Source organism: Paenibacillus agilis, assembly GCF_007786455.1.
In the GTDB taxonomy this organism is placed as follows: domain Bacteria; phylum Bacillota; class Bacilli; order Paenibacillales; family Paenibacillaceae; genus Paenibacillus_B; species Paenibacillus_B agilis.
In genome coordinates, this window is record NZ_VNJK01000001.1 from 1,517,725 (window position 1) to 1,532,323 (window position 14,599).

A 14,599-nucleotide genomic window follows, 5' to 3' on the forward strand; every position below is an offset into this window, starting at 1 on the left:
AATAAATATCATCAGGTTATGAGAGAGAGAGGAAGTTGTACAGATGAAAAAAAGCAAGACTTGGTTGACTATACTGCTTGGAGCTGTCATTATTTTGACAACTGCCTGTGGGAATTCTTCAGCTGTGAAGATTGAGGAAGGAAAAGTGAATATTGTTACGAGTTTCTATCCTCTGTATTATATGGCTAAAGAGATCGGCGGAGATCATGTTAATGTAATGAACTTAATACCATCAGGGGTAGAGCCTCATGATTGGACACCGAAAAGTGTAGACCTTCAGAACGTTTCGCAAGCGCAAATTATGCTGTATCAGGGCGCTGGATTCGAAGGTTGGATTGGCGATTTTAAAAATGGATTGGATAACAATTCTAAGGTGAAGCTAATTGAAGCAAGCAAAGGAATTTCGTTAATTGAGGGAACTAATGCTGAGGAAGAGTCCGGACATGGGCATGAACATGGGCACAATGAAGAGTCAGGGCATCATCATGAAAATGAAGAGGGACATAGTCATGAAGGTGGAGTTGATCCTCATACATGGGTCAGCCCGAAGTCAGCAATAGTGATGGCTGAAAATGTGAAAAAAGCACTAATTGATGCAGACAGCAGCAATAAAGCTTACTATGAAGAGCGTCATAAACAACTTCATGATAAGCTTGTTACATTGGATAAACAATATTCAGACTCGATCAAACAAACAAGCAAGAAAGATATTATCGTTTCCCATCATGCATTTGGATATTTGGCTCGTGATTATGGGATCAATCAGCATGCGATTATGGGAATCGCACCAAACGCTGAACCACGTGCGCAGGACATTTTACGTTTGACGAAGCTAGTAGAGGAGAAACAAATCAAATACATCTTCTTTGAGGAGCTTGTTTCGGATACATTAGCGAAGACGCTGGCTAGTGAGGCAAAGGTAGAAACACTTGTGCTGAACCCACTAGAAGGTTTAACAAAAGAGCAGGAAGCTGCAGGAGATAATTATTTAACGCTGATGGAACGAAACCTTCAGCACTTGCTGAAGGCTCTGCAATAATAAATGGGAATGAATCGATCGAGGTGAATGATACATACGTTATCATTCACCTTACATCGTTCGGATTAAGGAAGTGACAATAGATGAGTGACAATCGTGCCTGTCATAATCAGGTCGTTACATTGGATCAGCTTGGCTTTAAGTACGAAGATCAGCATGTATTTCAAGATGTAAGCTTTGAAATTTATGAACGAGACTTTGTTGGAGTTATCGGTTCAAATGGTGCAGGAAAGACGACGCTGATGCGCTTAATGGTGGGTTTATTAAAGCCAACTGCAGGGGAAGTGCGCTTATTTAATACACCGATCCAGCAGTTCAAAGCATGGGAGCGTATTGGATATGTGCCGCAGAAAAACAACTTCAATCCACTGTTTCCAGCAACGGTCATGGAAGTTGTGGAGTCTGGTGTGTACAGCCGCAGCAAGATATTCCGTCGTTTGTCGCAGGCAGATCGTACAAAGATTCAAGACGCGATGAAAGTAATGCGTATTGAGAATTTAGCGAACAAGCGGATCGGTCAACTGTCAGGTGGCCAGCAACAGCGAGTCTTTCTCGCGCGTGCTATGGTAAATAAACCGGAGCTGCTTATTTTGGATGAGCCTACGGTAGGTATTGACGCTGAGACTCAGCGTGATTTCTTTAATTTGCTGCAGCATTTACACGAGCATCACAACATGACCATTATTATGGTGTCTCATGACATGGAAATGGTTAATGCATGGTTCGGAAGTGAACCTGTGCATCGCAGTGGCAAGTTTAGTTTTTATCGGAAGCATTCTCATGAGCAGGTGTGTCAGGAAGAAGACTTCGTACATGGTGTGTTCGTCTAAGTAAGAAGTTCTCGTTAGGAGTAGGAGAGTAACTATGTTAATCGATTTATTATCATCTCAATTTTTTCAACGAGCTCTAATAGGTGGGCTCTTAATAGGAATTACAGCTCCCTTAATGGGGATGTTCCTCGTACTGCGGCGATTATCTATGATAGGAGATACGCTTGCTCATGTAACGATCGCTGGTGTTGCATTAGGATTTTTAATTAATGTGTATCCACTTGCAGTCGGGCTTATTTTCGCGTTGATTGGCTCGATCGCAGTGGAAAAGCTGCGCAAATCGTATAAGACGTATGCGGAGCTGTCGATTGCGGTCATTATGTCGGGTGGCGTGGCTCTAGCTTCGCTATTTTTTACACTTGGGATGAGCTTTAATGCCAACGTAACAAGCTATTTCTTTGGCAGCATTTATACGCTTGCCCCTGTAGATTTGTATGTGATCGGTGGTGTCACCGTGATCGTAATTGGCTTTATGCTAGTCTTTTATAAAGAAATGTTCTTGCTTACTTTTGACGAAGATGCAGCTGCCGTGAATGGACTTCCTGTACGATGGCTAAATATAGCTATGACTGTACTTACAGCACTTGTTATAAGCGCGGCGATCAAAATTGTGGGTGCATTGCTCGTATCGGCTTTACTTACGATTCCAGTAGCAATCAGCTTACTGATGGCTCGTAGCTTCAAAAGGGCGATTATCGTATCCGTGTTTATCTCAGAACTAGCTGTTATTGTAGGTTTGCTTGTTGCAGGTGTTTGGAATTTGGCGCCTGGTGCGACTATTGTTCTGTTTCTAATCCTTGTCCTAATTGTGACAATGCTTGTACGTAGAGGAGTAAAGGTATAAACTGGATAGAGTAGTTTACATCATGTTTCAATTGTGGAGGCATATGCATGACGATTTCTATTGGCATTGCATTTTTAGCGGGGATAGCTTCGTTCTTTTCTCCATGCTGTTTGCCGCTTTATCCATCGTACTTATCTCTTATTACAGGAATGTCTGTGCAGCAATTGAAAGAGGAGCATTCGAAGCGGGAAGTTCGCAAGAAAATTATGCTCCATACCTTATTCTTTATCCTCGGCTTTAGCGTCGTATTCTACACGTTAGGGTTGGTAGCTGGCGTATTCGGTTCAATGCTTGTCCAATATCGTGAGCTGGTGCGTCAAGTCGCAGCGATATTCATTATCGTGATGGGATTAATGCTATTGGGTATTTTTCAACCTCAGTTATTAATGAAGGAACGTAAATGGAACGTTGCTGGCAAGCGTGGCAGTTATGGGGGCTCATTCTTATTCGGAATTGGTTTCTCAGCAGGCTGGTCACCGTGCGTTGGACCTATACTTGGAGCTATTCTTGGTTTAGCTGCACAAGATCCTGGTTCTTGGTTCTGGTTGTCTACCGTTTATGCAATCGGGTTTGCACTGCCGTTCTTCGTACTTGGCTTCTTCATTAGTTCAACACGTTGGCTTGTGAAATATTCAGGTGTCCTGATGAAGGTAGGCGGAGTACTGATGATTGTGATGGGTATATTATTGTTCACAGATCAGATGGCGAGAATGAACGCTTGGCTGCAAGGGGTAACACCCGAATGGTTGTACAATTTAATGTAATTCAAATATCGGTAGCTGCAAGCTCGTCTTTATAGCATGCAGCTATTGTTATTTGCCTTTGTAGTTATACATTTTTACATAAGTTTGTACCTAGTGATGATTAGAAGGTAAATGCTAGCAGTGGTTGATGGTTCAACTAAGGTTGAACTTGCAGGTCAAACCATGTAAACTAGAAGAGCCTTTGTGGCAGAAGATGATGTTGAAGTGGAAAAGAGGGAAAATGATGCCAACACCCAGTATGGAAGATTATTTGGAGCGCATCTACAAATTAATCGATGAAAAAGGATATGCTCGAGTTTCGGATATTGCAGAAGGGTTAGAAGTACATCCTTCATCGGTTACGAAGATGATTCAAAAGCTGGATAAGGATCAGTACTTAATATATGAAAAGTACCGTGGATTGGTACTTACTAGTAAGGGAAAGAAAATTGGTAAACGGTTGGTGGATAGACATCAGCTGTTGGAGGATTTTCTTACTACAATAGGAGTACAAGAAGACCTTATTTATCAAGATGTAGAAGGTATCGAACATCATCTAAGTTGGAACTCCATTACTTGTATCGAAGCATTGGTTGCTTATTTCAATCAAGACCCTACTCGTATAGCGGATTTACGCCGAATACAGAGTGAATTAGATAATGATTCCTAAAGCATCTGTTTCTACCGAAACAGATGCTTTATTTTTGACGTCTAAGTATATATAAGTTTGTATTTTAAGAAATGGGAGAGTACAAATATGAATATAAAAAAACGTATACTGGCTATTGCTTGTACAGCAGCTTTGCTGAGTACAACGATTATGCCCATGCAAGCCTTTGCTGAGAAATCCAATGAAATTAAGATTTTACTAAATGATCAACGTTTGAAAAGTGATGTTCCTCCTTATATTATTCCTTCTAAAAATGTGACGATGCTGCCATTTCGCACGATAGGGGAAGGGATAGGAGCTACAGTAGATTGGAATCCTGCGAGTAAAGAAGTTATGTTTGAGAAGAATGGACGTACGATTGTATTGAAGGAAGGCAGTGATTCTGCAATAGTAGATGGACAGCGGAAGTCATTGGATGTAAGTGCCCAAATGAAGGCAGGGCGAGTGATGGTTCCATTACGCTTTGTGAGTGAAAACTTAGGTGCAGCCGTGCATTGGGATGCTAAGTCACGTACCGTAATTATGACTATGGAAGATGGCGAGGTAATTGAAATTCCAGCATTGCGCGGTACATGGGTATCGACCGTTTACAATATTGACTGGCCAAGTGACCCTCGAAAATCTTTCAATGCAGAGAAGCAGAAGCAGGAATATACAGCGTTGTTGGATAAGCTGCAGCAATCTGGTTTGAATACCGTATTTGTTCAAGTTCGACCAACAGCCGATGCATTTTATCCATCAACTATGCTTCCTTGGTCAGAGTGGTTGACAGGCAAGCAGGGAAAAGATCCTGGTTATGATCCACTTGCCTTTATGGTAGAAGAAACACATAAGCGAGGCATGCAATTCCACGCATGGTTCAATCCTTATCGAATCAGTGTGCAAGGCGATGTAACTAAATTAGTTGAATCTCACCCTGCACGCAAAAATCCGGATTGGGTCGTAAAGCATTCAGGCAAGCTGCTGTTTGATCCGGGAGTTCCAGCGGCAAGGGAATTCATCCTTGATTCGATCATGGAAGTCGTGGAAAATTATAATATTGATGGCGTTCATTTAGATGATTATTTCTATCCTTATGGCCAGGAACGTGAGCCTTTCCTAGATGATGCGTCATATCGTACATACAACAAAGTGTTCAACAACAAGAACGACTGGAGACGCAACAATGTCAACTTGTTCGTGCAGGAATTATCTGAACGTATTGAAATAACCAAACCTAATGTTTCATTTGGCATCAGTCCATTTGGAGTGTGGCGTAATAAAAGTGTAGACCCAACAGGATCGGCAACGAGCGCAGGGGTAACTAGCTATGATTCGCTGCATGCAGATGTCCGCAAATGGATTCAGAGCAGCTGGATTGACTATGTAGCACCGCAAATTTATTGGCATATTGGACATAAAGCGGCTTCCTATGATACCTTGGTCGATTGGTGGATGAAGGAGACGGAAGGAACAGATGTTGACTTGTACATTGGTCATGCGGCCTACAAATTAGCAGATCCAAAAGAAAAAGATTGGTCGAGCGCTGAAATATTAATAGAACAACTCCGTTACAATGAAAGATACAAGGGTGATGTTGAAGGCAGTATTTTCTTCAGTGCAAAAGATATAATGAGAAATACGAAGCAAGTCGCAGATCAATTAAGCTCTTATTACGCTGAGCAAGACGCAGAGAAAAGGCAATAATTTTATCATTCTAAATTTAAATTGTCTAGTTTCTAAATAGAATTAACAACATGTCAGTCGAAACGTACTATATATTTTTTACGGGGAACTGATTTATAGGTGGGTGAATGGGGAGATTCACTCACCACGTATAAACGATTGAGCCAACAACAATAGGCATTTTAATTATATAATTGTATCGTATCTACGTATCTATCTAACATCTAAGGAAAGAACCATATGGTTCTTTCCTTTTTCTATTGTTCATAAATATTCACCTCCACTCATACACATCGACTAAACAACTACGATGTCTGCATAGAAGGGGTATGCAGCGTGAGGAGGATCTTGCGCACATGTATATCAATGGTGTGTTTGAAGGCGGGGGTGTAAGGGGAATATCACTGGTTGGAGCTGTTAAAGCGGCTGAATTAAATGGAATAAAGTTTCGAAAAGTGGCAGGGACCTCTTCAGGATCAATCGTTGCCTCTTTAATCGCGGCTGGCTACAGTGCAGATGAGATGAAGCGTCTTATTATTGACATGCCATTTTCTTCTTTTCTAAAGAGGGCGCCTATATTTAATGTAAAATGGATTGGACCTGCAATGCGGTTATTAATGAAAAAGGGTCTTTATTCAGGCGAAGCACTTGAACGCTGGATGTGTTCTTTACTAGAAGCCAAAGGCGTGCGGACATTTGGGGATTTGGAAGATAATCAGTTGCGCATTATCGCTTCTGATATTACAAACGGGAGATTGATGGTACTGCCTGATGATATGGCGCAGTATGGAGTGAACCCGAAGCGCTTTTCTGTATGTAAGGCGGTTCGTATGAGCACGAGTATTCCCTATTTCTTTGATCCCGTTATATTGCGGCAGAGTTTGTCGGCCGACAGAAAGAAAGCGTTCAAGCAGCAGTTTACTTATGTAGTCGACGGGGGGATGCTTAGCAATTTTCCGCTGTGGTTATTCGATGATGACTGCCACCCTGAAACAAGACGGCTTATTCCTACTGTAGGTTTTCAAATGGTTGGCAAGACACCCAATCAGCCGCATCAAATCAATGGGGTAATCTCGATGCTCCAGGCAATCGTCGATACGATGATATCTGCCCATGATGAACGTTACATTGAACAGCATAACCGTTTTCGTACTGTGAAGATTCCTACTCTTAGTGTAGGTATAACCGAGTTCAATATTACGCTTGAAAAAAGTCTGGCGTTGTTTGAATCTGGCTTGCTTAGTGGCAATGAGTTCTTTCATGATTGGGATGAGAAGCAATATGAACAAAAGCTTCTTCATACGAAGCAACGACGAAAATAAGAGCTCTTTTGGGCGCACTGGAAATGTCGGGATATTGGAATGTGTGGTCGTTACGAGGTAAAACCTTAGGGAAAGTGTAAATTTGACGTGGAAGCCTGTAAAGAGTAACCTAATCCATAGACTCCTTTTCTGAAAGAGCTAAACATGCTTATTGGATACCGGCAGAAGAGGGGATTCTTTTGGATCCGGGGTGGAACTATTTCCAGCAACAGCTTAGTATTGTTACAACGAAGAGATATACCGCAAGCAGCTGCTATATTTGCCGAGCAGTTTATGGAAGATCCGCTATATATTTTTATATTGCCTAATCAACGTACAAGACTAAATGTACTGCGTATCTTTTTTCGTAATTATTTGGACATGCTTTATCCTTATTCAGATTTATATGCAAGTTCAACACAGCTAGAAGGAGTAATGCTTGTATTTCGTTCTGAGAAGTTTGGCAGCTCGAGGTTAGCTCAGATGAACTATTTGAGAAGAATTGTAGTCGCGATCCTGAAGTCGTTGCCAGCTTGTAAATATATCGGGGTAAAAGGATTACTTAGAGGTGTATCCATTCTGAAAAATATGAGCTCAGCATGGCTTAGTATGTTGGAAGAACGGCCATATGTGCATATGGATATGCTTGTTGTTCAGCAACAGTACCGTGGTACTGGGGTCGTTACGAAGATGGTAATGCCGCTTATCGATGAATGTACTGCTAATGATGTGGCATGTACGTTAGAAACACAAAATCCAAACAATGTGCCGTTATACGGCAGGTATGGGTTCGAGCTTGTAGATACGATCAACATGCCTGACAGCGAACTGGAACAGTATTGCATGGTGTATAATCGCTAGCATGAACACGGACATTGGAGTGGTTGAATTTCATATATACAATAATGGTTCTAGCTAGATTTATTTAAATGGGTAAGGTTGGGGAAGAGTCGGTAAGTGATCAGGCATGCGTACGCGCAGCTGATTTCTTACTGACTCTTTTACGTTATAAAAGACAATGTAAATAGTAAGCTTTACAACTAAGTACCGATATTGCTCCGCTCATTTTTCGTCATGCTAAGTATAACTAGATCGTACGAATGATCAATCATGGCCTCTATTTCTTCATCTGTCAAATTTCCGTCTAGGGAAACAGTGTTCCAATGTTTTTTATTAAGGTGATAGCCTGGCTTTATTTCTGGATACTGCTCGCGTAATGAATCGGCTCGGAAAGGTTCGCATTTTAGACTCACTGTTGGTGCTCCATCTGTTGAGAAGAGAGCATACATTTTGGTGCCTACTTTCATTACATCAACTTCTGGTCCAAAAGGATTTGTCAGGCTAGTCCCTCTTTTGGTCATACAAAGTTCAATCCACTTGTTCATGATTGGCTGCCTCCTCATTGCTAACTTATGTACGTAGTAATTAAAAAACCCTTCCAACTACCATCTAGGAAGTGAAAGGGCTGCTAGCGCTCATGTCAACAACATGATGCTGAAACATGTTTATGTCATTGAGTTTCACCTGTCGAAGATTTTTCTATGGAATGACTTGAAGAATTCTTTCCCTTGTTTCCATCAATAACGGTTAGGGAAGCAGAAGAACGTCGAGTCTTTATTGGCTTATGATTTTTGACGTTTTTGGTGTGTTTCGCATTTCGCATCGCTTTCATCTTTGCTTCCGTCGCGGCTGACTTTTTCACACGTGGGTGTGACGTTGTACGCTTTGGACCAAGACGATAGAAAATGAAAATGATCGCCGCTAAAACGAGTGGGATCGAATAAGCGATAGGATTAGATGAAAATCCGATTACAAATCCTAGAGCTGCACACCCAAGTACGACATATACAAGCCAATTTGGTACTCGATTCATCTCGCTAACCCCTTTCCATTTCATAGTTAAGCGCTTGTACGAGCACTTCTTTCTGCACCAATTGTATGATCTAATTCAAGCATGCGCTCAAATGAGGCGATAGATACCTCAACTTGATCATCTGTTGGTTCTTTTGTTGTAAGAAGTTGCAGCCACAAGCCTGGATATCCTAAAAAGCGGAGTACAGGAACGTCGCGTAATGCATTTGTAAATCGCAAAATTTCATAAGAAACACCGATTACAACGGGAAGCAGAAGCAAACGACCAATAATTCGATCAATCATTGAATCATAAGGTACGAAGCTATAAATAAAGATACCGACGATAATCGTTAGAATCATAAAGCTGCTGCCACAACGATAATGCAAGCGAGTGAACTTTTGTACGTTGCTGACGGTAAGCTCTTTACCTGCTTCATAGGCACTTATCACTTTATGCTCTGCACCGTGATATTGGAACAGACGTTTAATAAGCTTAGTTTGGGATATAAACCACAAATAGATAAGAAGCATAAATAGTTTAATAATTCCTTCAATAATCGTATGAAGCACTCGATTATCGAATGCTTTGCCGAAGAGGAACTCTTCAATAACAACAGGCACTGCTGTAAAAATAACTTTACTGAAGACAAATGACAAAATACCTACAACGGCAACGCTAAGAATCATTCCAATATCCCAAAGCTTACTTGATTTTTGATCTGGGTCTGGGGGGCCTTCTTCATCCTCAGCATACTTCTCAGTTGCAAAGTTCAAATGCTGAGCACCTCTTGCACTAGCTTCTATAATACCGACTAAGCCGCGAATAAAGGGGATTTTCTTCAAAGCTGTTACCCATTTCTTATCCTCGCGCGGAACTTCATAAAAAGACAGTTCCTTATTCTTTCGGCGAACAGCTGTTACATTTACATGCTTCCCTGCAAACATAACGCCCTCAATAACCGCTTGTCCGCCGTAAATGGATTTCGGTTGTTCTGACAATCCGTTCACACCTTCCCGCCATATTAGTTATAAAATGTAAATTTAAAATCCTAGTAGAATCCTTTTTATATATTGTATAGGATTTGCCGTTCTTTTTCCAGAAGAGAACCTATTTCAGTAAGCCAAACCGTTATAAGCTTCGTTAATCTGTCTTGCTTCCGCGCATACTACTAAGAAGTTTCAAGTTGGGAGCAATTACACATGATGGATAAGGAGCAGGTAAAGTGACACAACATCAATCAAGAAACAAACAAAATCAGCAGAATGATCAGCCTAAGACGAACCCGTGGTGGTTTGCGCTGCAACTTGGATTTTATGCAGGGCTTTTATGGGGAGGGATGCGAATTATCTCATACGAACTGCATTTCACTGTGAATGTCCCGGGTTTTTTGCTGGAACCTTTTTTGCTAAATAGCTTTTTGAAAAGTCAACAGGGCAGATTCGCGGGATGGGGAGCGTTTATTTTGTTCTCAATTCTATGCAGTCTGCTTTACACATTTACAATGAGGAAACGAAAAGGTCCTTGGCCAGGTATCTTGTTTGGCATTCTCTGGTGGGTACTGTTATTTGTAGCGGTTGGTCCGGCGCTTGGGCTGGTTCTTCCCGTAACCCAAACTACTTATAATTCGATAACGACAGATTTATGCATTTTTTTGTTATGGGGGTTGTTCATTGGTTATACTGCGGCAACCGAATTCAATGATGAGCGCTTGAGAGAGCCGGAAAACGAAGAAGAAAGCGTATCGGATGATACTTCTCAGGCTGCAGCGAATGCCTCCTCATGAACGGTTAATCCTAGTTACGCTACGATGATGCTTCTCAAGTGCTTGTTCCTATGATAAAATACGTGAGTATTGGTCTGATGAGTATCTTCTATTAGCGCTCGGTTATCCGAATGCTTATTAAGACAGGTGGGATACAATGGCACGTTACTTGGTATTGAACGGACCGAACTTAAATATGCTTGGTATACGTGAACCAGGTGTTTACGGTGCGACAACGCTTCAGGATATTGAGGAGCGCTTACAGCAATTGGCGGCACAACTGCAAGTAGAGCTGGAATTCATGCAGACAAACCATGAAGGGGTATTAATCGATCGCATTCATGCTGCTTATGGACAGTGTGACGGTATATTGATTAATCCTGGAGCATGGACGCATTACAGCTATGCCATCCGTGATGCGCTAAGTGCGGTAGCAATCCCTGTTATCGAAGTCCATTTATCAAACATACATAAGCGCGAGGCGTTTCGTCATGTTTCGGTTATTGCTCCAATTGCGGCAGGTCAAATATGCGGCTTAGGTGCTTATAGTTATGAATTGGGTTTACAGGCCTTGCACCATATCGTGTGCAATCAATCAGAGGAATAAGCAGCACGAACATTAGCGGACAGGAGAGGATTCAGATGAGTAATGCTCGCGTGGAACGTCTTCGTAAGGAGTTGGAACAACGAGGGCTCGAAGGCATATGGATCGCAAGTGAGTATAATAGACGGTATATGACAGGATTTACGGGATCGGCGGGATATGTATTCATTACTGCAGATCGTGCTGTCTTACTGACGGATTTCCGCTATATGACACAAGCTCCTGAACAAGCGATCGGATTCGAAGTTTTGGAGCATGCTCCAAAAGTTACGGATACCTTGGCATCACTGCTAAAAGAAGCTGGCCTTAGCCGAATTGCATTTGAGCAGGATCATATGAGTTATGGTGTATACGCTAAATATGGAGAAGCGTTGGATGGAGTAGAGCTTGTACCAGTTAGCGGATTGGTTGAGCAGCTTCGTATGGTGAAGGACGAGAATGAGTTGGCTATTATGCGGGAAGCTGCAGACCTAGCAGATCGTACATTTAGTCATATCCTTTCTTTCATCAAACCAGGTATCTCAGAGATGGATGTTGCACTGGAGATGGAATACTTCATGCGTAAGCATGGGGCGACATCAAGCTCTTTTGACACTATCGTTGCTTCTGGCGAACGTTCAGCATTGCCTCACGGTGTAGCAAGCGATCGTATTATTGGCACAAATGAATTCGTTAAGCTAGATTTTGGTGCTTACTACAAAGGTTATTGTTCCGATATAACTCGGACCATTGTAGTAGGGGAACCGACTGATCGCCATCGTGAAATTTACAACATTGTGCTTGAGGCACAGCTTCATGCTCTAGAGCATATTCGTCCTGGTATGACAGGACGAGAAGCAGATGCGCTTGCACGTGACATCATTGTCAAACATGGATATGGCCCTCAATTTGGCCATAGTCTTGGTCATGGCTTAGGGATGGAAGTACATGAGTACCCGCGCTTGGCTATGAGTGATAATACGGTGTTAACTCCCGGAATGACCGTAACTGTTGAGCCTGGTATTTATATACCTGGATTCGGCGGTGTTCGCATTGAAGATGACATTGTCATCACGGAGAACGGGATTGAAATAATAACACATTCAACGAAACAATTGCTCGTCATCTAGAATGAACTCGGACGAGCTCGAACGACCTTAGGAGGGAATATCGTGATTTCAGTTAACGATTTTAAGACAGGACTTACTGTACTAGTAGAAGGGGATATCTTCACAGTACTTGATTTCCAACACGTTAAGCCAGGTAAAGGTGCAGCATTCGTGCGCTCCAAGCTTCGCAACTTGCGTAACGGAAACACAGTAGAAAGAACATTCCGTGCAGGTGAAACAATTGGCCGCGCACAAATCGATAACCAACAAGTTCAATACCTTTACAACAGCGGTGACGAGTACACGTTCATGGATAACGAAACGTATGACCAGTTCAACTTGACTCAGCAACAATTGGAGTGGGAATTGAACTTCCTTAAAGACAACATGGTAGTTAATATTTCTAGCTACCAAGGCGAGATTCTTGGAATCACTATGCCGAACAGCGTTGAATTGAAAGTTGTTGAAACAGAGCCAGGAATTAAAGGTAACACGGCAACTGGTGCTACGAAGAACGCTAAACTTGAAACTGGCTTGAATGTTCAAGTTCCACTCTTCATTAACGAAGAAGATGTATTGCTTATAGATACACGCGAAGGTAAGTACATTTCCCGCGCGTAATAATCAATCGTCATCATATGTATAAGTGAGAAAGCTCTGCATCCTATTTAGGTATGCAGAGCTTTTTTAGTGCAAATTTTCGTATATTTAATTCATATATTTTTCCACCACTACATATGTAAACGTGCTATAATACACAATTAAATGAAAAGATACATTCCGAGGATTGGGAGTGAGCAGTGTGGCTTTGTTCGTCATGAAGTTTGGTGGTAGTTCAGTTGGTGATGTCGAGCGTATGCAGAGAGTCGCCAAACGAATTGTTGAGAAGAAACTAGATGGCCACCAATGTGTGGTCGTTGTATCTGCAATGGGGGATACGACGGATGACTTGATTGATAAGGCTAAACTGCTGAACAGTACGCCACCTGCGCGAGAGATGGACATGTTATTGACTACAGGGGAACAAATTAGTGTATCCCTATTGTCTATTGCGGTACATCAACTTGGGCACGAGGCTGTTTCGTATACAGGCTGGCAGGCTGGATTCCTAACGGATCAAACTCATGGTAAAGCTCGTATCGTGGATATTGATCCAGCACGGGTGAAACAGTCGCTCGATAATGGACAAATCGTTATCGTAGCTGGTTTCCAAGGTGCTTCTGATGCTGGGGAAATTACAACATTAGGCCGGGGAGGATCTGATACAACTGCTGTAGCATTAGCCGCAGCTATCCAGGCTGATGTTTGTGAAATTTATACCGATGTAGATGGTATCTATTCAACTGATCCACGGCTTGTGCGCTGTGCTCGCAAACTTAATGAAATTTCGTACGATGAGATGCTTGAGCTTGCTCACTTAGGTGCTGCTGTACTTCATCCACGTGCTGTTGAATATGCGAAGCATAATAAGGTATGTTTGGTTGTTCGATCTAGCTTTAATCATAATGAAGGTACAACGGTGAAGGAGGAAGCAGTGATGGAGCAGGGAGTTGTCGTTAGCGGTATTGCTTATGATAAAAATGTGGCACGAATCAGTATTATGGGAGTACCTGATGAACCAGGGGTATTAGCTACTGTATTTGGTAAGTTGGCTGATGCAAGTATCGATGTCGATATTATCGTACAGAGCGGTGTTCAGGACGGAACAGCTGATTTCAGTTTCACAACTGCTCTAGATGATAGAGAGAGAGCACTTCAAGTGATCGAAAGCTTCCGCCCACAAGTGCCTTATCATAATGTATCCTCTGAGGTTGATCTAATTAAAATTTCTATTGTTGGCGCAGGTATGGTCAGCCATCCTGGCGTAGCAGCGAAAATGTTTGAGGTTATTTCTAAACTTGGAATTAGTATTAAAATGGTAAGCACTTCAGAAATTAAAGTTTCTTGTGTCATTTCCAATTATCAGCTTGCCGAAGTTGTTCGTGCTCTTCATACCGCATATGGCTTGGATACGGTAGAAGATGTGTTTGTTGGTGGCCCACAAGATCGACGTTAATATAAGTTAGAGTATTTCCATATATCGATAACAGCCAGATAAAGCTCTTATCTTTTAACTAAAATAAATCATCGAATACAAATAAAAAACCTCCGATGTCCATTGTATGAAATGGTCTCGGGGGTTTTTTGGTGTATATCAC

Annotated in this window: 16 protein-coding genes; 13 read left to right on the forward strand and 3 right to left on the reverse strand. The window is 42.0% G+C overall.

Features of this window, described 5'->3' with window-relative positions:
* Nucleotides 1-43: 43 nt before the first annotated feature.
* From FPZ44_RS06705 to FPZ44_RS06740, 8 genes are all read left to right on the forward strand, one after another.
* A complete protein-coding gene (locus FPZ44_RS06705) occupies nucleotides 44-1,039 on the forward strand; it encodes a metal ABC transporter substrate-binding protein (RefSeq protein ID WP_144988555.1) in 996 nt (331 codons plus the stop codon).
* 83 nt (nucleotides 1,040-1,122) lie between these two features.
* Nucleotides 1,123-1,869 carry a metal ABC transporter ATP-binding protein gene (locus tag FPZ44_RS06710; RefSeq protein ID WP_144988557.1) on the forward strand — a complete coding sequence of 249 codons (747 nt, stop codon included), beginning with the start codon at nucleotides 1,123-1,125 and terminating at the stop codon, nucleotides 1,867-1,869.
* 34 nt (nucleotides 1,870-1,903) lie between these two features.
* Nucleotides 1,904-2,713: a metal ABC transporter permease gene (locus FPZ44_RS06715; protein ID WP_144988559.1), complete on the forward strand. Its 810-nt coding sequence runs from the start codon at nucleotides 1,904-1,906 to the stop codon at nucleotides 2,711-2,713.
* A gap of 47 nt (nucleotides 2,714-2,760) precedes the next feature.
* Entirely contained in the window at nucleotides 2,761-3,477 is a 717-nt protein-coding gene (locus FPZ44_RS06720; RefSeq protein WP_144988561.1) for a cytochrome c biogenesis CcdA family protein, read from the forward strand.
* A 223-nt stretch (nucleotides 3,478-3,700) separates the two neighbouring features.
* Nucleotides 3,701-4,126, forward strand: coding sequence for a transcriptional regulator MntR (mntR, locus tag FPZ44_RS06725; protein WP_144991717.1), 426 nt, complete (start codon nucleotides 3,701-3,703; stop codon nucleotides 4,124-4,126).
* Nucleotides 4,127-4,213: 87 nt separating this feature from the next.
* A complete protein-coding gene (locus FPZ44_RS06730; RefSeq protein WP_144988563.1) occupies nucleotides 4,214-5,812 on the forward strand; it encodes a family 10 glycosylhydrolase in 1,599 nt (532 codons plus the stop codon).
* A gap of 335 nt (nucleotides 5,813-6,147) precedes the next feature.
* Nucleotides 6,148-7,113 carry a patatin-like phospholipase family protein gene (locus FPZ44_RS06735; RefSeq protein ID WP_144988565.1) on the forward strand — a complete coding sequence of 322 codons (966 nt, stop codon included), beginning with the start codon at nucleotides 6,148-6,150 and terminating at the stop codon, nucleotides 7,111-7,113.
* Between the two features lie 219 nt (nucleotides 7,114-7,332).
* Nucleotides 7,333-7,953 carry a GNAT family N-acetyltransferase gene (locus FPZ44_RS06740; RefSeq protein ID WP_261378230.1) on the forward strand — a complete coding sequence of 207 codons (621 nt, stop codon included), beginning with the start codon at nucleotides 7,333-7,335 and terminating at the stop codon, nucleotides 7,951-7,953.
* Nucleotides 7,954-8,132: 179 nt separating this feature from the next.
* On the opposite strand, the gene FPZ44_RS06745 is transcribed toward FPZ44_RS06740, so the two are convergent.
* The 3 genes from FPZ44_RS06745 to FPZ44_RS06755 form a co-directional block, all read right to left on the reverse strand.
* A complete protein-coding gene (locus FPZ44_RS06745; protein WP_144988567.1) occupies nucleotides 8,133-8,477 on the reverse strand; it encodes an MmcQ/YjbR family DNA-binding protein in 345 nt (114 codons plus the stop codon).
* Between the two features lie 125 nt (nucleotides 8,478-8,602).
* Entirely contained in the window at nucleotides 8,603-8,965 is a 363-nt protein-coding gene (locus FPZ44_RS06750) for a hypothetical protein (RefSeq protein WP_144988569.1), read from the reverse strand.
* A gap of 26 nt (nucleotides 8,966-8,991) precedes the next feature.
* Nucleotides 8,992-9,945: a DUF1385 domain-containing protein gene (locus tag FPZ44_RS06755; RefSeq protein ID WP_144988571.1), complete on the reverse strand. Its 954-nt coding sequence runs from the start codon at nucleotides 9,943-9,945 to the stop codon at nucleotides 8,992-8,994.
* A gap of 224 nt (nucleotides 9,946-10,169) precedes the next feature.
* Here FPZ44_RS06755 and FPZ44_RS06760 point away from each other — a divergent pair, with 224 nt between their 5' ends.
* The 5 genes from FPZ44_RS06760 (at nucleotide 10,170) to FPZ44_RS06780 (ending at nucleotide 14,457) form a co-directional block, all read left to right on the forward strand.
* The gene (locus FPZ44_RS06760) at nucleotides 10,170-10,730 is read left to right on the forward strand and encodes a YqhR family membrane protein (RefSeq protein WP_144988573.1); all 561 of its coding nucleotides are present in this window, start codon (nucleotides 10,170-10,172) and stop codon (nucleotides 10,728-10,730) included.
* Between the two features lie 136 nt (nucleotides 10,731-10,866).
* Nucleotides 10,867-11,316, forward strand: coding sequence for a type II 3-dehydroquinate dehydratase (gene aroQ, locus FPZ44_RS06765; RefSeq protein ID WP_144988575.1), 450 nt, complete (start codon nucleotides 10,867-10,869; stop codon nucleotides 11,314-11,316).
* A gap of 35 nt (nucleotides 11,317-11,351) precedes the next feature.
* Complete coding sequence (locus FPZ44_RS06770; RefSeq protein WP_144988577.1) at nucleotides 11,352-12,422, forward strand: M24 family metallopeptidase; 1,071 nt, start codon at nucleotides 11,352-11,354, stop codon at nucleotides 12,420-12,422.
* Between the two features lie 42 nt (nucleotides 12,423-12,464).
* Nucleotides 12,465-13,022: an elongation factor P gene (gene efp / locus FPZ44_RS06775; RefSeq protein WP_144988579.1), complete on the forward strand. Its 558-nt coding sequence runs from the start codon at nucleotides 12,465-12,467 to the stop codon at nucleotides 13,020-13,022.
* A 181-nt stretch (nucleotides 13,023-13,203) separates the two neighbouring features.
* Nucleotides 13,204-14,457, forward strand: a complete 1,254-nt coding sequence (locus tag FPZ44_RS06780; protein ID WP_144988581.1) for an aspartate kinase — start codon at nucleotides 13,204-13,206, stop codon at nucleotides 14,455-14,457.
* The last annotated feature ends 142 nt before the right edge of the window (nucleotides 14,458-14,599 follow it).

Coding starts and splice junctions, on each gene's coding strand:
- FPZ44_RS06705 (WP_144988555.1), top strand. CDS start 44: ATGAAAAAAAGCAAGACTTGGTTGACTATACTGCTTGGAGCTGTCATT.
- FPZ44_RS06710 (WP_144988557.1), top strand. CDS start 1,123: ATGAGTGACAATCGTGCCTGTCATAATCAGGTCGTTACATTGGATCAG.
- FPZ44_RS06715 (WP_144988559.1), top strand. CDS start 1,904: ATGTTAATCGATTTATTATCATCTCAATTTTTTCAACGAGCTCTAATA.
- FPZ44_RS06720 (WP_144988561.1), top strand. CDS start 2,761: ATGACGATTTCTATTGGCATTGCATTTTTAGCGGGGATAGCTTCGTTC.
- mntR (WP_144991717.1), top strand. CDS start 3,701: ATGCCAACACCCAGTATGGAAGATTATTTGGAGCGCATCTACAAATTA.
- FPZ44_RS06730 (WP_144988563.1), top strand. CDS start 4,214: ATGAATATAAAAAAACGTATACTGGCTATTGCTTGTACAGCAGCTTTG.
- FPZ44_RS06735 (WP_144988565.1), top strand. CDS start 6,148: ATGTATATCAATGGTGTGTTTGAAGGCGGGGGTGTAAGGGGAATATCA.
- FPZ44_RS06745 (WP_144988567.1), bottom strand. CDS start 8,477: ATGAACAAGTGGATTGAACTTTGTATGACCAAAAGAGGGACTAGCCTG.
- FPZ44_RS06750 (WP_144988569.1), bottom strand. CDS start 8,965: ATGAATCGAGTACCAAATTGGCTTGTATATGTCGTACTTGGGTGTGCA.
- aroQ (WP_144988575.1), top strand. CDS start 10,867: ATGGCACGTTACTTGGTATTGAACGGACCGAACTTAAATATGCTTGGT.
- FPZ44_RS06770 (WP_144988577.1), top strand. CDS start 11,352: ATGAGTAATGCTCGCGTGGAACGTCTTCGTAAGGAGTTGGAACAACGA.